The following is a 21,723-nucleotide window of genomic DNA, read 5'->3' as shown; positions in this document are numbered from 1 at the left end:
GCCCTGTAGGGTCCCGGTGGGGGAACGCGTGAGGGGGCGGCGACGGTGCGGGTATCGGAATCCCGGCGCGCGGTGGCCGCGACCGGAGTCATCGCGGCATCGGTCGGCCTGGCGGTAGACGACGCGGTGGTCATCCAGGACTCGAACAAGCTCACCCTGCGCCTGCTGCCGTGCGACGCCCTGGCGCGGGTGGCGCCGGCGGCGGATCAGGTCGCGCGGATGGAGGTCGAGCTGGCCCAACGGCTCGTCGGCGCCGGGAGCCCGGTGGCCGCCCTCGACCCCCGGGTGGGGCCGCGCGTCCACGAGCGCGACGGTTTCGTGGTCACGCTGTGGACCTACTACGAGTCCACGACACCCCCTGACGTCTCACCGGCCGACTACGCCGACGCGCTGAGGCGGCTGCACGCCGGCATGCGCGGACTCGACGTCCCCGTGCCGCACTTCACGGACCGGGTCGAGCAGGCCCAGCGGCTCGTGGCGAGCCGCGACCGCACCCCGGCCCTCGCCGACGCGGACCGGGCGTTCCTCGGCGACGCCCTGCGGGACCTGCGGCGGGCGATCGGCGGGCGCGGCGGGGCCGAGCAGCTGCTGCACGGCGAGCCGCACCCCGGCAACGTGCTCGCCACGGCGCACGGGCCGCTGTTCGTGGACTTCGAGACCTGCTGCCGCGGCCCGGTCGAGTTCGACCTCGCCCACGCGCCCGAAGAGGTCACCGAGCACTACCCGGGTGCCGACCACGACCTGGTGCGCCGGTGCCGGATCCTGGGGCAGGCCATGGTGACGGCGTGGCGCTGGGACCGGGACGACCGGTTCCCCGACGGTCGCCGGCTGGGCGTCGAGGGGCTGGACCTGGTCCGCGCGGCACTCGACCGCGACGGCCCGGACGCCTGACGCCCGGCGGTCGGGACCCCGCCGGGCCGCGGCGGGCGCCGGCCTGGCCGGGTCACCGCTGAGCGCGCGGTGGGGTCCCGTTCAGCGCGCCGACCCGGTGGGGACGTCCTCGAGGGCGAGCCGCCACCAGGTGTCCTCGGTGAGGAGGTGCAGGTCGGGTCCCCGACCGAAGACCTGCGTCGCGGCGGGCAGCGGTTGCCCGTCGGGCTGGACGAGCCGGTGCTCGCCGGTCACGTGGAACCGGTCGCCGTCGAGCACGCCTGTCACCAGGCGGTCGTGGTCGGGGCCGTAGCCGCCGTACAGGGCGACCCGGGAGTTGCCCACTACCAGTGCCCTGGCGCCGCGGACGTCGTTGTGCCAGCCGGTCACGGCGCCGTCGTGGATGCGCACGATGGGGAAGTCGCAGTAGTAGCAGACCCATGCCGTGTCGCCGTGGACGTTGAGCGCGTAGCAGTCGTCGATCGCGCCCCAGGCCGCGACCGCGTGCTGCGGGTAGTGCCACGTCCGGGCGAGGTCGGGGGAGAACCGGTTCAGCCCCCACTCGCCCAGCGGTTCATCGCCGCCGAAACCCCAGCCGCGGTTGCCGTGGACGCCCTCGTCGAAGTAGCCGACCCAGACCTCGCCCCGGCGGCTGGTCAGCACGTGCTCGATGCCGTCGCCGAGGGTCCGCTCGCCCAGCACCGCCCCGTCGGGGCCGTACACGACCGCGTTGCGCTCCGGACCGCCCGGCAGCCACCGGCACCGGGCGCCCACCACGAGGACCCGGTCACCGGGCAACGGCTGCACGGTGGGGAACGCCACCGTCAGGCCCGCGATCTCGGTGACCACGGCCGTGTCCGGGACGTGCACGGTGACCTGCGCGCCGACCGGCCGGAGCGCCCGGGAGTCGGGGAACGCGGCCCCGCCCGACCCCACGGTCACCGACCTCAACGCCGACAGGTCCTCGGCCTTCGACCACAACGCCACCACCTCGCCGGAGGGGCCGACCGACGCGCACAGCCGCACGTCGCCCGGCCGGGGCGCGACCAGGTGCGCGTGGTGGCGCACCCGCACCACGGGCAGCGCCATCACCTCCGCGCGGCGCGCCGCGTCCGCGGGCCCATAACCGGATTCGTCGTCCACGCGCGCATTGGACCAGAAGATCGGACGACGCCGACGAACCACCCGGTCACGACGCCCCGGCCTACGTCCTCACCCGGGCGGCCCGGGATTCCAGGTAGCGCTGCTCGGCGATGCTCGCGGTGGCCTTGGCGGCGCGCCGGTAGTGCTCGTGCGCCCCCGCCCGGTCGCCGGCCTTCTCCAGCAGGTGCGCCCGCACGGACAACAGCCGGTGGTGGCCGTCCATCCGCGCGTCGCCGTCCAGGGTGGACAACAGGGCCAGCCCGGCCCGGGGTCCTTCGACCTCGGCGAGCGCGATCGCCCGGTTCAGGGTGACCACCGGGTTGGGCGCGATCCTCTCCAGGACCAGGTAGAGGGCGTGCACCTGCGGCCAGTTGGTCAGCTCGGCGGTGGGCGCGTCGGTGTGCGTGGCGGCGATGGCGGCCTGCAGCTGGTAGGGGCCCAGGACGGAACCTGCCAGGGACGCCTTGGCCAGGTCGGTGCCCTCCTCGACCAGCGCGCGGTCCCACCGGGAGCGGTCCTGCTCGACCAGCGGCACGAGGTCGCCGGTCGCGGTCGTGCGCGCCGCCCGCCGGGCGTGGGTCAGCAGCATCAGCGCGAGCAGCCCCGTGACCTCGCTGTCCCCGGGCAGCTGTGCGTGCACCGACCTGGTCAAGCGGATGGCCTCGCGCGCGAGGTCGACGCGGTGCAGCTCGGTGCCCGAGGAGGCGGTGTAACCCTCGTTGAAGATCAGGTACAGCACGTGCAGGACGACCCGCAGCCGTTCCTCGCGCTCGGATCCCCCCGGCAGGTCGAACGTGCTGCCGGCGGCTTTGACGCGCTGCTTGGCCCGGCTGATCCGGGCCGCCATCGTGGCCTCCGGCACCAGGAACGCGCGGGCGATCTCGGCGGTGGTCAGGCCGCCCACGGCGCGCAGCGTCAGCGCGGTCTGGGAGGCCGCGGTCAGCGCGGGGTGGCAGCACAGGAACAGCAGCAGGAGCGTGTCGTCGGTGTCCGGCACGTGCTCGGGGACCGGCTCGGCGGCCAACGCGGCTGCTGTCGCGGACTCCCGCTCGCGACGCGCGTGGTCGCTGCGCAGCCGGTCGACCAACCGCCGCGATGCGACGGTCACCAGCCAGCCACGCGGGTTGTCCGGCACCCCCTCGACCGGCCACTGCACGGTGGCGGCGAGGACGGCCTCCTGCACCGCGTCCTCGCAGCCCTCGAACCGGCCGTGCCGGCGCACGAGCGTGCCGAGGACCTGCGGCGCGAGCCGGCGCAGCAAGTCCTCGGCGGTCGGCGCGCTCACGCCTCCGGCAGCCCGTCGGCGAACATCACCTGCCGCACCTCGACCCCCAGGCCCTCGAAGCGGGTGTCGGGGATCCGCGCCGCCAGCTCGACCGCCCGCGCCTTGTCCTCGCAGTCGACCAGGTAGAAGCCGCCCAGGTACTCCTTGGCCTCCAGGAACGGCCCGTCGGTCACCACCGGCTGACCGTCGCGCACCGACACCACGGCGGCCTGCGACGGGTCGACCAGCGCCTGCGTGGTGATCAGCTCACCGGAGGACTTCAGGGACTCGATGAACCGGGCGTGGCCCTCGCCGATCGCCGCCTTCTCCTCGTCGGTCAACGCGTCCAGCACGGCCGGGTTGATGTGCAGGCTGATCAGGAACTGCATCCCGTTCTCCTCGTGGTAGGCGGGCCCTCCACCGGGCCTCTCGACCTGTTGGTCGGAGCCGCCGCCGCCGTCTTGACATCGCCCCGCCCGAAATCTTCCCACCGGCCGCCGCCGCGACCGCGAGCCGGCCGTGTCAAGGATCACCCGGCCGCTCCGACCACCCGGCGGGACGTCAAGAGGACGTCGGGAGGACGAGGAGTGCGGACCATGCGGTTCAACCGGGTGTGGCTGGGGCTGGGGCTGCTGATGCTGCCCACGCTGCTCGTGGCGATGGACGCGACGGCGTTGCTCCTCGCGCTGCCGGACCTGAGCGCCGACCTGGGCGCCACCGGCGTCGAGCAGCTGTGGATCAGCGACAGCTACGGTTTCGCGGTCGCCGGCCTGGTGATCACGATGGGCACGCTCGGCGACCGGATCGGCCGCCGACGGCTGCTCCTGGTGGGCGCCGCCGCGTTCGCGGCGCTCTCGGTCGTGGCAGCCTTCGCGACCGACCCGCTGACGCTGATCGTCGCGCGGGCGCTGCTGGGCGTCGCCGGTGCCACCCTGGCGCCCTCCACGCTGGCACTCATCACGACCATGTTCCGCGACGGGCGGGAACGCGGACTGGCCATCGCGACCTGGGCGGCCTGCCAGTTCACCGGCGGCGCCCTCGGGCCCGTGCTCGCCGGGCTGCTGCTCCAGCACTTCTGGTGGGGGTCGGTGTTCCTGGTCGCGGTGCCGGCGATGGCGTTGTTGCTGCTCGCCGGACCGGTCCTGCTGCCGGAGTTCCGCAGCGACCGAGCCGGGCGGGTGGACCCGGTCGGTGTCGGGCTCTCGCTCGCGGCGGTGCTCCTGGTGGTCTACGGCGTCAAGCAGCAGGCCGTCGACGGCACGTCCCTCGTGCCCGCGACGGCCCTCGTGGTGGGCACGGCCGCCGGTGCGATGTTCGCACGTCGCCAGCTGCGGCTGGAGGCGCCGCTGCTGGACCTGCGGCTGTTGCGCGACCGCCGGGTCACGGCCGTGCTCGTCGCGCTCGTCTTCGCCGGCGTCGGCATGGCCGGCACGGGACTGCTCGTGACGCAGTACCTCCAGGGAGTGCTGGGCTTCCCACCGGTCGTCGCGGCGGTGCTGTTCGCCCCGATGGGCCTGGGCGTCGCGGTCGGCACGGCGGTCGCGCCGGCGCTGGCCCGCCGGGTCGGGCAGACGAGCGCCATCGCGGGCGGGATGGCGGTCTCGGCGCTGGGCTGCCTGCTGCTGGTGACCGTCGGCGGTCCCGGCGCCCTGCCGTCGGTGATGACCGGCATCACCGTCCTGGCCCTGGGCACGGGCCCCCTGTTCGCCCTGGGCACCGGTCTGGTCGTCGACTCCGTGCCGCCGCACCGCGCCGGCTCGGCGGCGTCGATGTCGGAGACCGGCAACTACCTGGGCGGTTCGCTCGGCTTCGCGCTGCTCGGCGTGGTCGCCGCGGCCGTCTACCGCGATGGGGTCGACGGCACGTCCGACTCGCTGGCCGGCGCGATCACCGCCGCCCGGCACCTCCCCGCCGACCGGGCCGAGGACCTGCTGCACACCGCGAAGCAGGCGTTCACCTCCAGCCTGCACGTCACCGGCGCCCTCACCGCGGTCGTCTTCGCCGGGCTGACCGCGCTGGTCCTGGCCGCGCGCGGCAGCGACGCCCTCGCGGAGCCCGGCCGCTGATAGCTTGCCGGGGGAGGTGCGCCGGTGGACGAGGTCAGGTTCGAGCAGGGGCTGGTGCGCGCGCTGCTGCGGGAACAGCACCCGGACCTGGCCGACCTGGAACTCCGGGACGTCGACGGCGGTTGGGACAACCAGATGTGGCGCCTGGGCGGGGAACTGGCCGTGCGCCTGCCGCGCACCGGGCGCGCCCCGGACCTGTTGCGCACCGAGCAGGAGTGGCTGCCCGCGCTGGCCGGGCGGCTGCCGCTGCCGACGCCGGTCCCGGTGCGCGTCGGTGAGCCCTCGGCGCTGTTCGGGCACACGTGGACGGTCGTGCGCTGGGTGGAGGGCGTCCCGGCGGACCGCGCGCCGATCACCCGCGCCGACGCGGCCGAGACCCTGGCGGGTTTCCTCCGCGCCCTGCACCGACGGGCGCCCGCCGACGCCCCGGTCAACCCGACGCGGCGCATCCCGCGGGCGGGGGAGGGGGACGGGTTCGCCGAGTGGTCGCGGGTCATCGAGGGCGAGGCGGGCGCGGGCACCGCCCGGGAGATCTGGGCGGAGGCCGTCGCGGCGCCGGCGTGGCGGGGGTCGCCGAGGTGGCTGCACGGCGACCTGCACCCCGCGAACGCGGTCGTGCGGGACGGGGCGCTCGCCGGGGTGGTCGACTTCGGCGAGCTGTGCGCGGGCGATCCGGCGATCGACCTGTCGGCCGCCTGGGTCCTGCTGCCGGCGGGCGCGGCGGACCGGTTCTTCGACGCCTACGGGGACGCCGACGAGGCCACCGTCACGCGGGCGCGCGGTTGGGCCGTGCTGCGCGCGCTGACCCTGATCGCCATCGGGCGCAACGGCAGGCTCGGCCTCGCCGGGGGCAAACCGACGTGGGAACCGGCGGGTCGGGCCGCGCTCGAACGGGCCTCGGCCGCGACCTGAACGCCGATAGGCTCCTCCCGGTGAGCGAGCACCTGCCCGAAGGCGGCATCGAACTGTCACCCGCCGAGGTCGGAGCCCTGGACGCGAGGTGGGCGTCCTGCTGGACCCCGGACGTCGTCGCGCGGCGGCTGGCCGGGGTCGCCACGCCCTGGTGCGTCGCCGCCGGCTGGGCGCTGGACCTGTTCCACGGCGCCCCGACGCGCGCGCACGGGGACATCGAGATCGCGGTGCCGGCCGCCGGTTTCCCCGAGGTCCGCGCCCGCTTCCCCGGGTACGCCTTCGACGCCGTGAGCAGCGGCCGGATCTGGGCGGATGCCACACCGGAGGTGCTGGCCGCCACGCACCAGACCTGGCTGCGCGACCCGGCCACCGGCGACTACCTGCTCGACGTGTTCCGCGAACCGCACGACGGCGACACCTGGGTCTGCCGGCACGACGGGACGATCCGGCTGCCCTACCGCGACGTCATCCGCCACACCGACGACGGCGTCCCGTACCTGGCGCCCGAACTGGTCCTGCTGTTCAAGGCCGAGCACGCCCGCCCGAAGGACCAGGCGGACTTCGACCGGGCCGTCCCGCGCCTGACCCCCGCCCAGCGCGGGACCCTCGCCGAACTCGTCGCCCACGCCTACCCGGGGCACCGCTGGCTCGCGGACCTGTAGCGCCGCGCGCGAACAGCCCGGCGCGGCCCACCCGTTCGGCCGGCGCCGGGGCAGCCCTCTCCACCGGCCGCCGAGACCGGACCGGACGGGCGGACGGGCGGCGTGCGGTCGCGCACCCGGTTGCCGCACCGGGCATCCTGGGGGTCGCGCGGAGCGGCCCGGAGGGGGAGCTGATGGCGGAGGCAGGCGGTCCGGCGCGGCTGCGCGCGGTGCTCGCCGACCGGGAGTTCCAGGCGCTGTTCGCGGCGCAGCTGCTGAGCATGGTGGGCGACCAGCTCGCCCGGGTCGCCCTGTCCGTCCTGGTCTACGAGCGCACCTCCTCGGCGGGCTGGACCGCCGCGACCTACGGCCTGACCTACCTGCCGGACCTGGTCAGCGGACCGCTGCTGTCCGGCCTGGCGGACCGGTACCCGCGCCGCGCCGTCATGGTGGTGACCGACCTCGCCCGCGCGGCGCTCGTCGCCCTCATGGCGGCGCCCGGCCTGCCGCTGTGGGTCGCCGCCGCGCTGCTGGTGCTCGTGCAGGCGCTCGGCGCACCCCACGGCGCCGCGCGCGGCGCGACCCTGGCGGCCGCGCTGACGGGCGACCGCTACGTGGTGGGCGTCGCCGTCCAGGACGTCATGGTGCAGTCGAGCCAGGTGGTCGGCTTCGCCACCGGCGGCCTGGTCGTGGCGGGGCTCGGCGTCGGCGAGGGCCTGCTGCTGGACGCCGGGACGTTCCTGGTGTCCGCGGTCCTCGTGCGCCTGGGCGTGCGCGCCCGGCCCGCGGCGCACGCGGCGGCCGCGACCTCGACGGGCGCGGCGGCCTGGTCCTGGTGGACCTCGCTGCGCACGGGGCTGGGCCTGGTGCTGGGCGACCGGCGGCTCCGCGCGCTGCTCGGGCTGGCCTGCGTCGCGGGCTGCTACGTCGTGGTCGAGGGCCTGGCGGTCCCGTACGCCGACGAGATCGGCGAGGGGACGGCGGCCGTGGGCCTGCTGCTCGCGGCCAACCCGGCGGGCACGGTGGTCGGCACCGTGCTGGTGGCCAGGCTCGACGAGCGGCTGCGCGTGCGGCTGATGGGCCCGCTGGCGGTCGCCGCCTGCGCGGTGCTGGTGCTGTGCGCCGCGCGCCCGGGGCTCGCCCTCACGGTGGTGCTGTGGGCGCTGTCCGGCGCCGCCTCCGGGTACCACGTGGTCGCGCGCACGCTGTTCGTGCGGCTGGTGCCGGACGAGCACCGCGGGCAGTGCCTCGGCCTGGCCGGCACCGCGCTGCGCACCGCCCAGGGCGGCGGCATCGTGCTGGCCGGCCTCGCGGCGACCGCGACGTCCGCGGCGTCGGTCATCGCGGTCGCCGGTGGGCTCGGCGTGCTCGGCGCGCTGCTGGCGACCGGGGCCTGGCAGCGCGCGAGCGCCGGCTAGCCGCGTCCCGGCCGGGATCCCGCCGAGGGAGTCCACTCGTTGCCCCGAAGGGTCCACTCGTTGCCGTGGCGGAACGTCCACTCGTTGCCGCGGGCGGCGCTCGGGGTCCACTCGTTACCAGCGGTGATGCGCATGGGGTGCTCCTCGTTACCGGTCGTGCTGGGCCAGGGACAAGACCGCACCCGTACGGGCTCGTGACTTGGGGTGGTCCCGTGGTTACCGTGCTGGGAACGTGCAGGTGCGGCTGGTTGGAACCGTATGGGGTCGTGACATGAGTGTGAGCGCGGAGTCTCCGCAGCGCCGAGCCGCCGGTCAACGCCTGCGCCTGGTTCAGCCGTCCCGCTGGCGGCTCTGGGAGCTACCCCGGCCGGTGCTCGCCTACGTGCTGCTCGTCGACGTCGCGGCGGTCGCGGTGGTCGTGCTGACCTCGGTGTCCGCCACCATCTCCTCGACCGACCTGGTGCGCTTCGGCGTGCTGCTGGCGGGCGCCGTGGTGCACCTGGAGGCGGCCCGCGGCATCGAGCGCCTGCGCGAGGTGACGACCCAGGGTTCGCCCTACGTGAACCTCAAGAGCCTGTGGGTCTTCACCGGCGTCCTGCTGCTGCCGCTGCCGCTGGTCGTGGCGCTCACCGCGGTGACCTTCATGCACGCCTGGACCCGCGTGGACGGGCGCTCGGTGGCGTGCCGGAAGGTCTTCTCGGCGGGCACCTTCGTCCTGGCGTCCGGGGCCGCCGCCGCGGTGCTCGCCCTCAGCGGGCAGACCGGCGCGCCGACCATCCCCGACGGCCCGCTGGGCGCCGCCGTGCTGCTGGCGGCGGCGGTGACCTGGTGGTTCGTCAACTTCGCCCTCGTCGTCCTGGTCATCGCGCTCAACAACCCGGGCGCGCCGCTGCGCCAGGCCTTCGGCGACCCGGCCGAGCAGCGCATCGTGGCCGCCGCGCTGGCGCTGGGCATCGGCATGGCCGTGGTGGTGGTCCACGCGCCGTGGCTGGTGGTCATCCAGATGTTCAGCGTGCCGGTGCTGCACCGCACGTTCCTCGTGCCGCAGTTCCAGCGCCGCCTCCAGTCCGACCCCAAGACCGGGCTGATGGAGGCGACGTACTTCGCGCACGTGGCCGGCGCGCACCTCGACCGGCTGTGCGAGCAGGGCCGGTCGTGCGCCCTGCTGATGATCGACCTCGACCGCTTCAAGGAGGTCAACGACCGGCTGGGCCACCGGGCCGGGGACGAGCTGCTGGTCGTGGTGGCGAGAGCCCTGCAGGCGGAGCTGCGCGAGGGCGACTTCGTCGCCCGGTTCGGCGGCGACGAGTTCGTGGTGCTGCTGCCGGGCGCCGGGCCCGACGACGTCGAGGACATCTGCGCCCGGCTCCTGCGCGCCCTGCGCGGGCTGGAGCTGACGCTCACCACACCGGCGGGGCCGGTCCCGGTGGGCGGGTTGACCGCCTCGCTCGGCGCCGCGCTGTCCACCGCGCACGGCGACAGCGTCGACCGGCTCCTCCTCACGGCCGACGCGGCGCAGCGGGTCGCCAAGGACGCGGGCGGCGACCGCTTCGTCCTCGCGCCGCTGCCACCCGCCGCCGACCTCCCGGTCCCGCGTTAGCGCAGGTGGTCGCCTGCCTGGGCGCCCAGGACGTCCAGGAGGGCCAGCGCCTCGGCGTCCGACGACCCCGGTGGCGCGCTGTAGACGACGAGGTGCTGGTCGCGGTCGGTGAGCGCGAGGGTGTCGCAGTCGACGGTGACCCGTCCGACGACCGGGTGGTGGAAGGTCTTGGTGAGCACCGGCGCGGCCCGCACGTCGTGCCGCTCCCAGAGCCGGGCGAAGTCGGGGCTGCCGTCGCGCAGCTCGTCGACGAGCTCGGTCACCCCGGGGTCCGCCGGGTAGCGGGCGAGGGCGGCGCGCAGCTCCAGGACCACGTGGTGGCGGAACTCGGCGGCGTCGGAGATCCCGTACAGGGCCGCGTCGGCGGGCTGCGGCCCGAGGAACGCCTTGCGCGCGAGGTTGCGCTCCCCTGCGTCGAGCCCGCCGAAGTCCTCCATGAGCGCGGCCGCGAGGTCGTTCCACGCGAGCACCTCGAATGCGGCGGACACGACGAAGGCCGCCGTCCGCGGCAGCCGGTCCAGGAGCGCGAGGATGCTCGGGCGGACGTCGCGCCGGTGCAGCCGGGTCCGGGTCGGCGCGGTGCCCGCGAGGAGGTGGAGGTGGTCGGACTCGGCGTCGGTGAGCCGCAGCGCGCCGGCGAGGGCGGCGAGGACCTCGCCCGACGGCCTGGGCGCCCTGCCCTGTTCGAGCCGGGTGTAGTACTCGGTGGAGATGTGCGCGAGGACCGCGACCTCCTCGCGGCGGAGGCCCGGCGTCCGGCGCCGCGACCCGGGTGGGAGGCCGACGTCCTGCGGCCGGAGCCGTTCACGACGGCTGCGGAGGAACGCCCCCAGTTCGTGCTTGTCCACGCCGCCCAGTCTGCACGCCGCGCGGTCGCGCCATCCTGGTACAGCTTGTGCCTGCCTGAGGTCCGGGACCGGCCGGAGGCTGGTCGCCATGACGAACAACAGCGACATCGCGCCCATCGGCCTGCTCACCGGCAAGGTCGTCCTCATCACCGGCGCCAGCCGCGGCATCGGGGCGGCCGCGGCCCGGCTCTTCGCCTCCGAGGGCGCCGCCGTCGTGCTCGCCGCGCGGAGCGCCGACGCCCTCGACCGCGTCGTCGCCGACGTCCGCGCGGACGGCGGCGTCGCCGACGCCGTCACCCTGGACCTCGCCGACCCCGCGAGCATCCGCGCCGCGGTCGGCCGCGTCGACGAGCTGCACGGGCGGCTGGACGGCGCCTTCAACAACGGCGCCGCCATCCAGCGGCAGGTCGGCCCGGTCGACACCACCACCGACGAGGACATCGACGAGCAGTTCACGGTGAACTTCCGCGCGCACTGGACCGCCATGACCGCCGAGGCCGCGCTCATGCGGCAGGGCGGCGGTGGCGCGATCGTCAACACGTCCAGCATCGGCAGCCGCCGCGCGAACCCCGTCCTCCCCGCGTACGGGGCCATGAAACGCGCGCTCAACAGCCTCACCGAGAGCGCCGCCGTGAACTGGGCCGGTGACGGCATCCGGGTCAACGGCATCACCCCCGGCGGCACCGCCACGCAGATGATCGACGCCTGGGAGGCGGCGACGCCCGGCATCATCGCGCAGGTGACTGCCACCCCCCCGCTCGCCTGCTTGCCCCAGCCCCGGCAGGTCGCCGAGGCGGCCGCGTGGCTGCTCAGCGACCGGGCCTCGTACGTGACCGGCGCGATCCTGCCGGTCGACGGCGGCGCCGGCGCGTGAGGGGGGCGGTCCGGTCCGACCGGGGCGGTCGGAGTTAGCCCGTTGGGGTGTTTCCGGGGCGGTTCGCCCCAGCCCGCCCCGACCGGTCGCTTGACTGGTGGTCCGGGTTCGGGAGCGCCGCGGGGGGGGATTGTTGACGTCGGAACTGGAGCAGGTCGGGCACCGCCGCGTGGCCGACGTCGTGCGCGACGTCGTCGCCCGGGTGGCGCCGGAGGAGGTCCCGGTCGTCGACGCGCTCGCCGCCCTCGACCCCGGTGACGCCTCCCGCCGGGTCGGGGGGACCGGTGTCCGGCGGGAGCCGCTGGGGTTCGGGCTGGGCGACGTGGCGGTGATCGTCACGCCGGTCGTGTGGGTGGCCGTCGAGCACGTCGTGACCAGGCTGACCGACTCGGCCGCCGACAGCCTCGTGGACCGCGTGCGGCGGCTGGTCCGGCGGCGGAAGGCCGTCGAGCCGGTGGTGGCGCTGCCGCTGACCGCCGAGCAGCTGGCCGAGGTGCGGCGCAAGGCGCTGGAGACCGCCGTGCGACGGGGGCTCGCGCCGGAGGAGGCCGAGTCGATCGCCGACGCCATCGTCGCGCGCCTGGTCCTGGGCGACGAGCCCGAGCCGGAGTAGGCGGTGGCGTCCCGGGTCGACGAACGGGTCCTGGGCCCCGGCACGACCGTCCGGTTCACGCTGCTGCTGGTGCTGCTGGCGGTCGCGTCGGTGGCGGCGGCCTCGGACTTCGCCTCGTTGCCGGTGGACCCCGACCCGTGGTCGTGTTGGCTGGCCGCCGGCTGGGACCCGGACCGGGGGGACCTGGCCGTGCTCGGCGGCCGGCTCAGCCAGGCCGGCCCCCTCGAAGCGTGCCTCGCCCACCACGCGCCACCGCCGCCGTGGTGGCTGCCGCTGCTCGGGCCGGTCGTGCTGGGCCTGGTCGCGACCGCCCTGTTCTTCGCCACCGCCGCCCGCAAGGCGCGCCGGCTGGTGCCGGTGGCGCGCGTCGACCGCGACGGCGACCTGACCGCCGCCCTCGACGACCTGGTGGCCACCGCCGGGCTGCCGAGGTCACCCGCGTTCGTGGTGGACCCGACCGCCGCGTCCACCGGCGCCGTCGTGTTCGGCCGGGACCGCGAACCCGTCGTGAGCCTGCACGCCGGGCTGCTCGTGCGCCGCGCCGCCGACCCCGCGGGGTTCCGCGCGGTCGTGCTGCACGAGCTGGCGCACGTCCACAACCGCGACGTCACCCTCACCGGCGCGACCGTCGCCCTGTGGCGGGCGTTCCTGGCGCTGGTGCTGCTGCCGGAGGCGGTGTGGCTGGCCGCGCGGTTCGCGGACGGCCCGTCCTCGCCGCTGTGGTCGTCCACCCTGCCCGTCCTCGCGCGCGGCGCCGTGCTCGCGGTCGTGCTGGTGCTGCTGGTGCACCTCGCGCGGGCGGACGTGCTGCGCACCCGCGAGGTCCACGCCGACCTGACGGCGCTGCGGTGGGGCGCGGACCGGCGCGGCTGGGACGTCGCGGACACCCGGCCGTTCGGCGGCGCGTTCGCCGAGCTGTGGCGCACGCACCCGCGCGGGGACCTGCGGCGCGCGTCCCTGGACGACCCGGCGCCGCTGTTCGGCGTGCGGGCGCTGCCGATGTTCCTCACCGGCGTGGGCGCCGCGCTGATCAACAACTCCGCCTGGCAGTACCTCAAGGACCACCGGTTCGCCGGGTGGTGGGTGGACCAGTTCGTCGCGCTCCTCGCGGCCGGGCTCGTCACCGGCGTCCTGGGCATCGCCCTGTGGCGCGCCGTCGTGCACGCGAGGTTGACCGGCCTCGCCGCGCCGACCGGCGTGCGCGCCGGGCTGTGGCTCGGGGCGGGGGTGCTCGCGGGGGAGCTGGTGACCGGGCAGAACGTCGTCCACGACTGGGTGCCCGCCCGCTGGTGGCTCCTGCCGGTGGTCGTGGTGGCCGGTGTGGCGTTCGCCTGGTGGATCGCCCGGTGCGCCCGCCTGTGGGCCGGGACGTGGTCGGGGCGCACGCTGCGCGCGCCGATGCTGCTGGTCCTCGCGGCCGGGTGCGTGGTGCTGTCGACGTGGTTCGCGTGGTGGCTCGGCGGCGGTGCGGTGCTGGTGGTCGGCTGGCCGGTCGAGTTGGACGCGATGGTCGCCGAGTTCCAGCGCAGGATCCCCGGTGTCGGGCCGCCGTGGCTGGTGGAGGTCGTCGTGGCGGCCGTGCCGCTGACGGCGAGCGTGACGAAGGTGCCCCTGGTGCTGGTGGCGGTGGCCCTGGCCTGGGTGGTGCCGCTGCTGGCGTGGGCGGTCCGGCGGGGACCGCTGCGCTGGGTCCGCGAAGCGGACCCCGACCTGCCCGGACCGCCCCCGACCCCGCTGCCCCGGCTGCGCCGCGTCGTGGCGCCCGGCCTGCTCGCGGGCGTGGTGGCCGGCGCGGCGCTGGTCGTGTGCCGCGACCTGCCGGAACTGGAGTTCATCGCCGCGACGTTCACCGCCGTCACGGCCGCCGCGCTCCTCGCCGCCGCCACCGCACCGGGCCGCCACCACCTGCCGGTCCTGCTGTCGGCCGGCCAGGTCGCCGCGCTGACCACCCTGGCGGCCGCCGTCGGTCTGCGTTCCTGGTCGGTCCTGGAGCCGGTCATCACCCTGGCCCTGGTTGCGGCCGCCGTGGTGGCGGTGGCCGTCGCCGGGGTCCGCGCGGCGATCCGCAGGCTGGTCCGGACCCGCGCCGTCCCGGCTGCCACCGACCCTGCCGCGGATCCTGCTGCCGACCTGCCCGCCACCGACTCCGCTGCCACCACCAACTCCGCTGCCACCACCGTCTCCGCTGCCGCCACCGTCTCTGCTGCCACCACCGACCCGGCGCCGGCCACGCCTGGTGCCCCGCCAACCCGCCAGGTCTCCCAGCCCGGTCAGGATCACGAGCCCGCTCAGGTTTCCGAGCCCCGCCACGACCTTGAGCCCCACCGAAGCCTTGAGCCCCGGCGCCGCGCAGTCGTGGCCGTGCTCGCCACCGCCGCGTTCCTCGTCAGCGGGGTCGAAGTGGCGAGAGGGGTCGCGACCCCGTCCGGCGAACTGCCGTTCCGCCCCGGCCCCGGCCAGTCCTCTCCCGCATCCGCCCACACGACGCGGTTGCAGGCCGCGGCCTGGGCCCGGGTCGGCGGTCGCGCGATCCTCAACCGCGTCACCACCGCCGAGACCTGCGCCGACACCACCACCGCCGCGCGGGCCGCCGAAACGTTCCTCCGCGTGCCCGACCCTCGCCTGCGCCCCCTGTGGGACGCCGTCGTCACGCGTTCCGCCCGCGCCCGCGCGAGCTGCGCCACCGACCCCGGCACGCACCGGGCCTGGACCCGTCGGGCCGCCGACGCCGCGACCGCGCTGAGCGCCGGCCTGGACGCCGTCGCACGCGGTGACGAACCGACCGCCACCGTGCCCGACCTCGGCGAAGCCCTGGACCCCGCGCAGTGGGCGGACCGGGGCGCCCGTGACCTGATGACCCGTTTCGACACCGCCGCCACCGACCTGTTCGCTTACTTGAACAAAGTTCAAGGCCAGGTGGAGACCACCGCGCTCGCGCCCCACTGCGCCGAGGTGACCGAGGTGGCGAAGGACGCGCACGGCTTCTTCCCCGTGAGCGACCCGTGGGTGCAGGAGCGGTGGGACGGTTTCGTGCGGTCGGCCGCCGAGGCGGGGCTCGGGTGCGCCCAAGCGCTCGTGGACCTCGACGTGGACGGCCTGCGCACGGTGCTGGTGGAGATCGAGCGGCTGCAAGAGGTCGTGGCGTGTCTGGACAACCGGGTGCGCGGCGTGACCGACGACGCCTGCTGATGACCCCGCGCCTGCTGACGACCCCGCGCCTGCTGACGACCACGTCCGGACACCAGCGGCGAGGAGCGACCCCGGCGGCGACTACCCGCTGTCCGCCCACCGCCTGCCCGAGCCGGTAGGCAGCAGCCTCGGCGACGAGGCGTGCCGCGCACAGCGGGTCATCCGGATCCGGCCGGACCCGGGCCGCCGATCAACCGCACGGCTGCGCGTGCCGGCTCCGACGCACGGGTGCGCGCGCCTGCTCCGAGGCGCCGTCACGCGTTCCGGTGGCCGGGGCCGCCGATCGGGCCGCCGCCGGCGGTCAACGGCTCGTGACCACCGCGCGGTCGGTGGTCCAGGCGCGGGTCTGGTCGCTGAGGGTGACGCCCAGGCCGGGGCGGTCCGAGAGGTGCATGCGGCCGTCCCTCGTTTCGAGGCGTTCGTTGAACAGGGGGTGCAGCCAGTCGAAGTGCTCGACCCACGGTTCCCTCGGGTACGCGGCGGCCAGGTGGACGTGGATCTCCATGGCGAAGTGCGGCGCGAGCTGGAGGTGGTGGTGGTCGGCGAGGGTGGCGAGCTTGAGGAACTCGGTGATGCCGCCGACCCGGGGCGCGTCGGGTTGCAGGACGTCGACCGCGCCCGCCCGGATCAGCTCGTAGTGCTCGGCGACGCTGGTCAGCATCTCGCCGGAGGCGATGGCGGTGGTCAGCGCCCGGGAGAGTTCGGCGTGGCCGGAGGTGTCGTGGGCGTCCAGCGGCTCCTCGATCCAGACCAGGTCGAACTCCTCCAGCGCCCGGCAGGCCCGCATGGCGGTGGGCCGGTCCCACTGCTGGTTGGCGTCGACCATCAGCGGCACGGCGTCGCCCAGGTGCTCGCGGACGGCGGCCACGCGGCGCAGGTCCTCCGCCGTGTCGGGCAGGCCGACCTTGATCTTGATGCCGCCGACGCCGGACCCCAGCGTGCGGGTGGCGTTGTCCTTGATCCGCTCGACCGGCTCGTGCAGGAAACCGCCGGAGGTGTCGTAGCAGCGCACCGAGTCGCGGTGCGCGCCGAGCAGCTTGGCCAGCGGCAGCCCGGCGCGCTTGGCCTTGAGGTCCCATAGGGCCACGTCGAACGCGGCCAGCGCCTGGGTGGCGGCGCCGCTGCGGCCGACCGAGGCGCCCGCCCACACCAGCTTGGTCCACAGCCGGCCGATGTCGTTGGGGTCCTCGCCGATCAGGTCGGGCGCGACCTCGCGGGCGTGGGCGAACTGCGCGGGCCCGCCGGCGCGCTTGGAGTAGCTGAAACCGACGCCCTCCAGCCCGGCCTCGGTGCGGATCTCGGCGAACAGCAGCGCGACCTCGGTCATGGGGCGCTGCCTGCCGGTGAACACCTTGGCGTCGCTGATCCCGGTCGGCAGGGGCAGGGTCACCGAGGACAGCGTGACGGACTCGATCCGGTCGTGGGCGTGAGCGGGGACGGGGGCGGTGGGCATCGGGCTCCTCGGGAAGCGCTTTCCGTGCCCGAATTCAAACTCTTCCGCCGCGGTGGCGCAAGGACCCCCGCACCCGGCCCTCCGGGCGGTCGCCGCACACTCGGACACCCGCGCGGAAACCCTGCCGCACCGCCTCCGGGACGACGTCGCGCGGCAGGTCGGGCCGCCGCGCGCCCCGACCTGCCAACCGACGTCCTGGTCGGCTTCGTGCCCGACCCGGACCCGGTCGGGCACGCGGCCGCCGGCCCGTCGCTCCCCGTCGAGGTCGTGGAGCGCGGCTGGCCGCCCCGTTCGCCGACAGGGGTCAGAGGTCGTTGATGCGCAGGTAGAGCTTGTGGTGGCCGCCGCCTCCGCCGTTGAAGTGCCAGTAGTCCTCGTTGTTCGGCCTGGCGGCCAGGGCGAGCAAACCGGAGCGGGTGAAGCCGATGCTGCGTTCGCACACCAGGTCGTCGTCGTTGGTCAGCCAGCCCAGGATGGCGTTGAGCAGGCTGGCGCCCAGCGACATGAAGGCGGCCCAGGCGGCGGCCCTCGCGGTCTCGTTGTCGCCGGCGGTGGTCAGCTGGGAGGAGGCCCGCGCGGCGTAGTCGGCGAAGTCCGACAGGGCCGAGCGCAGGTCGTTGTAGAAGCCGCCGCTGCTGTCGTCGGCCTCCCAGCACTGGATGTCGGTGGTCACGTGCTGGTCGGCGGTGCCGCTGAACAGGTAGGTCTGCTCCTGGTAGACGTAGTCGAAGTCCTCGCTGTCCCCGGTGGACACCGCACCGTACTCGCGGGTCTTGAACGACTTGCGCGCGGTGGTGTCGCTGCCCGCGGCCACCGCCCAGTAGATCTCGTCCCGGCCCACCTCGCCGGACTCCTTCACGCAGTGGAAGCGGTGCATCCGCAGCCGCACGGTCAGCGCGCCGAGGGTGCCGGTGTCCGGCACGGGCGGGCCGGTGAGGATGGTGATGCCGCGGGCATGGGTGGCCAGCGCGGAGGTGAACGCCTCGTCGTCGATCGGCTCGTCGGGCGCCAGGGCGCCCACGTCCACCACGCGCGCGTTGGGCTGCGCCAGCACCTGCTGCCCGATGACGGGCAGGTCATCGGTCAGCTCCGCCAGGCTGTAGCCCGTCTCCACGGGCCTGCGCGTCACCGCCTCGGGCAGGGCGGGGACGGGGCCCGCCGCGCGGGCCTCGGCGTAGGCGCGCCCGAAGGCGCGCAACTCGGGCACCGGGACGTACTTCGACGCCAGGTCGACCAGGCGCTGCTCCAGGTCGGTCAGCGGCAGCCCGGCCTCCAGGCGGGCGCCGGCGTGCAGCAGCGTCCCGAGCATGACGTTGCCCGGTCGGTTGGTGAGGATCCGGCGCGCACCCCGGCTGTCGCTGCGGGCGCCGGACAGGATCGCGCGGGTGCGGTCCATCCGCTGCTGCTCGGTGCGCACGCCGCGCGCCGTCGAGGTCGCCTGGGTGGTGAGGGGTGCCTCGGTGGTGTCCGTCACGGTCAACACGTCCTTTGTGGTCGATGGATCCGGCCACGTCCCACCCTGGTGCGCTCCAATCGGCGGGGGAAGCGCTCGGCGGCAAGACCACCGCGTCGGGCGGCCAAGTGGACCCGACCAGATCACCGGCGACACCTGCGGTGCTCCTCGCACCCCCGCCACAACCCTGTCGGGCGACCACGAATCGACACGGTCGAGGCGGTGCGGCGCCGGGCACGCGCCGATCAGCCAGGGGTGAGCGCGATCCGGCCGAACACCTCGCCCGCCCGCGTCTTCCGGTGCGCCGCCACGGCCTGGTCCAGCGGCAGCACCTCGTGCACGACGGCGGCCGGCTCACCGCGCGTCGCGGCGGTGAACAACTCAGCGATCGCGGCGCGCCGGTCGGACAAGGGCACGGTGTCCGCGCTGGAGGCCGCGAACGACATCGACTTCCGGAACGCCGCGAACAGCCGCACGCCGAAGTCCGCCGGCGGGTCGACGCCCGCGCCGACCGCCGTCACGGCGCCCGCCACCTCGCCGCCGAGGACGTGCCCTTCCTCGAACCCGTGCGCGGCCAAGCGCCGCTGCGGATCAGGGCGTCGACACCGCCGACGCCGATCGCCTCGGTGGTGATCAGCACCTGCCCGGTGGCGGGTTCCGGGTCCGGGAGGTCGATGACCGCGAGCCCTTCGGGACCGCCGAACGCCCGCACCGCGACTGCTCTCACGGCGGCCGACGGTAGTGGACGCCCCCGTCCGGTTGGCTGAAGTGAGAACGTGGCCGACCGCCTGCCCCACGTGCTGCGCTCCGACGCCCGGGACAACCGCGAGCGCGTCCTCGACGCGGCCCGCGCGGTGTTCGCGACCGAGGGCCTGGACGCGCCGGTGCGGGAGGTCGCCCGGCGGCCCGCGTCGCGGCCTCCCGGCGCTTCGACGCGCTCGCGCTCCGGGGGTTCCGGGCCTGAGCGGGGGCGCGCTACCTCGGGCGGCGGACCTTGACCAGGTCCATGTCCGTGGCGGAGGCGCGCAGGTCGCGGAAGTCCACGCCGAACTCCTCGACCGCGCGGGCCGCCAGCGCCAGCGCGCGGTCGCACACGGCCCGGTCGGTCGCCTCCACCTCGGCGCGCAGCTGCACGCGGAAGCTGAAGAAGTCCAGCGACCTGTCGTAGGACAGCGCCCCCTGCTCGGAGAAGCCGTTGGTGAGCAGCCCGTGCCGCTCGACCTCGGCCAGCAGCCGGGCGCGACCGGCGTCGTCGAGATCGGTGAACCTGCCGCGCACCATCACCCGGTAGGTGTGCTCCACCACGTGCCGCTCCTCGCTCGCCCCGGTCGTCGGTGCCATCGTCGGACAACGGCCGGGCGGACCGCAATCGACTTACCGCTCCGCGTGGTCGGACCGGCGCGGTCCCGCACCCGCACCTGGTTCCGAGCCGGTCCTGAGCGGGTGGCACGCTGTACTGCCCGTCCGGTGGGGGACGACCGGGCGGAGTGGACGCGGAGGAGCGCGGATGAGCGTGATGGGGGTTTGGGTGGTCGGTGCCGTGGCTGACGGGGTCGTCGAGGAGGCGCGTCGCCGGTTCCCCGACGCGGCGGGCGCCCACGGCACGTGGCCGGACTCGTTCGCCGACACGAGCCGGTGGCGTGAACGGTCCCGGCCCGCCGGTTCCTCCGCCGGGACGACCGGGCAGCCGTCGCGCGCGGACGAGCTCGCGCGCTTCGCCGACTGGGTCGATCGAGCCCGGAACGGCGAGGCCGAGGTGGACGAGTTCCAGGACCACCTGCTCCACGCGGTCCCGCGGCAAGAGGGCGAAGGCGTGTTCTGCGCCGTCGTGCCCAGGGGTGACGGCGTGGCGGCGCTCATGTGGGCGCTGGGCCTCGACAGGGCGCGCCGGCTCCCGGGCTGCGGTGGGCAGTTCCTGCTCGACGCCGCCGGGGTGCGGGCCGCGCTCCCGGCGGCCGAGCAGGCGCTGGTCCTCCACCCGCCGGACCGGGACCGGGTGATCGCCGACCTGCGGCTGTGGCTGGACGAGACGGCGGACGCCCCGAACCACGACGTCGACGAGTTGGTCGACGGCCCGCTCCGCGTGCTGCGTCACGCGGCGCGCACGGGTGTCGGCGCGGTCGGGCTCACCCTCTGGTACTGACGGGAACTCGTGGGGGCGGGCCAGGACGCCCGCTGCGTCGAAGCGGGGTGGAGCGGGCGGCGACCTCGGCCGTGGCAGCGACCCGCACCGCCCGGTCGTGTGGGTGTCTCACCCGTGCGGTCGATTCCTCCCGCTGTCGGCGGCGGGCGCGGAGTTGGCTGCCTACCGCCGGGCGGTGGTCCTGCGACTGTCCGATCAGGACAGTTCGCCGTAGTACCGGGGTCGCACCGAGGACGACGTCGAGCAGGTGTGCGCCTACGTCCACGAGCGCCACGACGACTCCGACGACCACCTCGCCGACGGCTGCCTGCCCTACCGCGGCCACCACGAGCCCTACGTGATCGAGGGCGCGGACGGCCACGTGACCGTCAACGTCTACGGCATCGGCTGACCTGACCCGCGTCACCCGGGCGGGGTGCCGGGACACCTGTCGGCTCGACGGGCACCCACTCGCGCCGAGGAGACCTCACCGTGCGGTTCGACCGGGCGCCGCGACCTCTTCCGGGCTGCGACCCTGCCGTGCCACGGCGAGGATGACGGCCGCGAGCGCGACGGCGGCGGCTCGGGCGGTCCAGAGCATCGTCGGCGAGGTGACCGCGTAGCCGCCCTCGATCCCGAGCACGGCCTCGAAGACCGCCCATGCCGCGCCCCGGCCCGACGGCAGGTCGTCGAGCGCCAGCACCGGGAGGACGCAGAACAGGCTGAACAGCACGCCCGCCGAGCCCCACAGGACCAGCGGGCCGCCGTCGGGTTTGCCGGTGACGACCCGCAGCAGGCCGCGACCCAGCAGTTCCAGCGGCCACACCACCAGCAGCGCGACCAGCAACGCCACGGCCAGGCACAGGTAGGCGAGCAGCAGGAACAGGAACAGCGAGAGGAAGACGCCCATCTCGGGGTCCAGGCCGCCCGCCATGATCACCGGCAGCATGGTGATCGTCACGGCCGCGGGCAGGAACCAGATGAACAGCGGTTTCGGGCGTGGGTCCTCGCCGAGCGTTGTCAGGCCCCTGGCACGCGCGAAGATCGCCGTCACGATGATCAGGACGCCGAAGGTCCCGACCATCTCGCCCGCGTGCTCGTACTCCTCGAACTGCCCGAAGGTGGCAGCGGTGTAGGTCGAGGACGCCAGTGCCATCCCGCACAGCCACAGTTCCAGGCCGCGGCCCGCGACGACCGCCCGTACCTTCTCCACGCGGCCGAGGGTAATCGAGGGCACGCGTCGTCCGGTGGTGGAAC

At 75.2% G+C, this 21,723-nt stretch carries 21 protein-coding genes and 1 pseudogene; 12 read left to right on the top strand and 10 right to left on the bottom strand.

Translation table 11 applies throughout. From position 1 onward, the window contains the following. Nucleotides 1-72: 72 nt before the first annotated feature. On the top strand, nt 73-891 hold the full coding sequence (locus ACFV4N_RS10195; RefSeq protein WP_499672161.1) for a phosphotransferase enzyme family protein: 819 nt from the start codon (nt 73-75) through the stop codon (nt 889-891). An 81-nt stretch (nt 892-972) separates the two neighbouring features. Here ACFV4N_RS10195 and ACFV4N_RS10190 read toward each other — a convergent pair whose 3' ends face one another. From ACFV4N_RS10190 to ACFV4N_RS10180, 3 genes are all read right to left on the bottom strand, one after another. Next, nucleotides 973-2,013 (bottom strand): YxiH-YxzG fusion protein, encoded by a 1,041-nt coding sequence (locus ACFV4N_RS10190; RefSeq protein WP_499672160.1) that lies wholly within the window; start codon nt 2,011-2,013, stop codon nt 973-975. A gap of 61 nt (nt 2,014-2,074) precedes the next feature. Further along, nucleotides 2,075-3,298: an RNA polymerase sigma factor gene (locus ACFV4N_RS10185; protein WP_499672159.1), complete on the bottom strand. Its 1,224-nt coding sequence runs from the start codon at nt 3,296-3,298 to the stop codon at nt 2,075-2,077. After that, nucleotides 3,295-3,666 carry a YciI family protein gene (locus ACFV4N_RS10180; RefSeq protein ID WP_499672158.1) on the bottom strand — a complete coding sequence of 124 codons (372 nt, stop codon included), beginning with the start codon at nt 3,664-3,666 and terminating at the stop codon, nt 3,295-3,297. The genes ACFV4N_RS10185 and ACFV4N_RS10180 overlap by 4 nt, the downstream gene beginning before the upstream one ends. A gap of 207 nt (nt 3,667-3,873) precedes the next feature. Between ACFV4N_RS10180 and ACFV4N_RS10175 the strand changes: the two genes are divergently transcribed. From ACFV4N_RS10175 to ACFV4N_RS10155, 5 genes are all read left to right on the top strand, one after another. Continuing rightward, nucleotides 3,874-5,343 (top strand): MFS transporter, encoded by a 1,470-nt coding sequence (locus tag ACFV4N_RS10175; RefSeq protein WP_499672157.1) that lies wholly within the window; start codon nt 3,874-3,876, stop codon nt 5,341-5,343. A 24-nt stretch (nt 5,344-5,367) separates the two neighbouring features. Further along, nucleotides 5,368-6,255, top strand: coding sequence for an aminoglycoside phosphotransferase family protein (locus tag ACFV4N_RS10170; protein ID WP_499672156.1), 888 nt, complete (start codon nt 5,368-5,370; stop codon nt 6,253-6,255). A 20-nt stretch (nt 6,256-6,275) separates the two neighbouring features. After that, nucleotides 6,276-6,917 (top strand): nucleotidyltransferase domain-containing protein, encoded by a 642-nt coding sequence (locus ACFV4N_RS10165; RefSeq protein WP_499672155.1) that lies wholly within the window; start codon nt 6,276-6,278, stop codon nt 6,915-6,917. 173 nt (nt 6,918-7,090) lie between these two features. After that, nucleotides 7,091-8,314, top strand: a complete 1,224-nt coding sequence (locus ACFV4N_RS10160; RefSeq protein WP_499672154.1) for an MFS transporter — start codon at nt 7,091-7,093, stop codon at nt 8,312-8,314. Nucleotides 8,315-8,585: 271 nt separating this feature from the next. Then, entirely contained in the window at nt 8,586-9,914 is a 1,329-nt protein-coding gene (locus ACFV4N_RS10155; protein WP_499672153.1) for a GGDEF domain-containing protein, read from the top strand. Here the strand turns inward: ACFV4N_RS10155 and ACFV4N_RS10150 are convergent. Next, nucleotides 9,911-10,762, bottom strand: a complete 852-nt coding sequence (locus tag ACFV4N_RS10150; protein ID WP_499672152.1) for a helix-turn-helix transcriptional regulator — start codon at nt 10,760-10,762, stop codon at nt 9,911-9,913. The two genes, ACFV4N_RS10155 and ACFV4N_RS10150, sit on opposite strands and share 4 nt — an antisense overlap. An 88-nt stretch (nt 10,763-10,850) precedes the next feature. On the opposite strand from ACFV4N_RS10150, the gene ACFV4N_RS10145 reads away from it, so the two are divergent. The 3 genes from ACFV4N_RS10145 (at nt 10,851) to ACFV4N_RS10135 (ending at nt 15,438) form a co-directional block, all read left to right on the top strand. Beyond that, nucleotides 10,851-11,636: an SDR family NAD(P)-dependent oxidoreductase gene (locus ACFV4N_RS10145; RefSeq protein WP_499672151.1), complete on the top strand. Its 786-nt coding sequence runs from the start codon at nt 10,851-10,853 to the stop codon at nt 11,634-11,636. 133 nt (nt 11,637-11,769) lie between these two features. Further along, the gene (locus ACFV4N_RS10140) at nt 11,770-12,249 is read left to right on the top strand and encodes a hypothetical protein (protein ID WP_499672150.1); all 480 of its coding nucleotides are present in this window, start codon (nt 11,770-11,772) and stop codon (nt 12,247-12,249) included. Nucleotides 12,250-12,252: 3 nt separating this feature from the next. Continuing rightward, nucleotides 12,253-15,438: a M48 family metalloprotease gene (locus tag ACFV4N_RS10135; RefSeq protein ID WP_499672149.1), complete on the top strand. Its 3,186-nt coding sequence runs from the start codon at nt 12,253-12,255 to the stop codon at nt 15,436-15,438. A 301-nt stretch (nt 15,439-15,739) separates the two neighbouring features. On the opposite strand, the gene ACFV4N_RS10130 is transcribed toward ACFV4N_RS10135, so the two are convergent. The 4 genes from ACFV4N_RS10130 to ACFV4N_RS10115 all read right to left on the bottom strand — a co-directional run bounded on the left by ACFV4N_RS10130 (nt 15,740) and on the right by ACFV4N_RS10115 (nt 19,071). Further along, entirely contained in the window at nt 15,740-16,891 is a 1,152-nt protein-coding gene (locus ACFV4N_RS10130; protein ID WP_499672148.1) for an L-talarate/galactarate dehydratase, read from the bottom strand. A 304-nt stretch (nt 16,892-17,195) separates the two neighbouring features. Then, nucleotides 17,196-18,365, bottom strand: coding sequence for a hypothetical protein (locus tag ACFV4N_RS10125; RefSeq protein WP_499672147.1), 1,170 nt, complete (start codon nt 18,363-18,365; stop codon nt 17,196-17,198). Between the two features lie 224 nt (nt 18,366-18,589). Further along, a complete protein-coding gene (locus ACFV4N_RS10120) occupies nt 18,590-18,865 on the bottom strand; it encodes a zinc-binding dehydrogenase (protein WP_499672146.1) in 276 nt (91 codons plus the stop codon). Beyond that, nucleotides 18,862-19,071, bottom strand: coding sequence for a hypothetical protein (locus ACFV4N_RS10115; RefSeq protein WP_499672145.1), 210 nt, complete (start codon nt 19,069-19,071; stop codon nt 18,862-18,864). The genes ACFV4N_RS10120 and ACFV4N_RS10115 overlap by 4 nt, the downstream gene beginning before the upstream one ends. Nucleotides 19,072-19,120: 49 nt before the next feature. Between ACFV4N_RS10115 and ACFV4N_RS10110 the strand changes: the two are divergent. Further along, nucleotides 19,121-19,249: pseudogene (locus ACFV4N_RS10110) on the top strand (TetR/AcrR family transcriptional regulator); the annotation flags it as partial. Nucleotides 19,250-19,319: 70 nt separating this feature from the next. On the opposite strand, the gene ACFV4N_RS10105 reads toward ACFV4N_RS10110, so the two are convergent. After that, the gene (locus tag ACFV4N_RS10105) at nt 19,320-19,685 is read right to left on the bottom strand and encodes a DUF6204 family protein (protein WP_499672144.1); all 366 of its coding nucleotides are present in this window, start codon (nt 19,683-19,685) and stop codon (nt 19,320-19,322) included. A gap of 199 nt (nt 19,686-19,884) precedes the next feature. On the opposite strand from ACFV4N_RS10105, the gene ACFV4N_RS10100 reads away from it, so the two are divergent. Both ACFV4N_RS10100 and ACFV4N_RS10095 read left to right on the top strand, forming a co-directional pair. Then, on the top strand, nt 19,885-20,487 hold the full coding sequence (locus ACFV4N_RS10100) for a hypothetical protein (RefSeq protein WP_499672143.1): 603 nt from the start codon (nt 19,885-19,887) through the stop codon (nt 20,485-20,487). 247 nt (nt 20,488-20,734) lie between these two features. Continuing rightward, a complete protein-coding gene (locus tag ACFV4N_RS10095) occupies nt 20,735-20,878 on the top strand; it encodes a hypothetical protein (RefSeq protein WP_499672142.1) in 144 nt (47 codons plus the stop codon). Nucleotides 20,879-20,953: 75 nt separating this feature from the next. Here the strand turns inward: ACFV4N_RS10095 and ACFV4N_RS10090 are convergent, their stop codons facing one another. Next, complete coding sequence (locus ACFV4N_RS10090) at nt 20,954-21,679, bottom strand: hypothetical protein (RefSeq protein ID WP_499672141.1); 726 nt, start codon at nt 21,677-21,679, stop codon at nt 20,954-20,956. Nucleotides 21,680-21,723: the final 44 nt, after the last annotated feature.

It is taken from the genome of Actinosynnema sp. NPDC059797 (assembly GCF_042732085.1).
Classification (GTDB): Bacteria; Actinomycetota; Actinomycetes; order Mycobacteriales; family Pseudonocardiaceae; genus Actinosynnema.
This window is presented reverse-complemented; position numbering and strand designations above follow the sequence as displayed.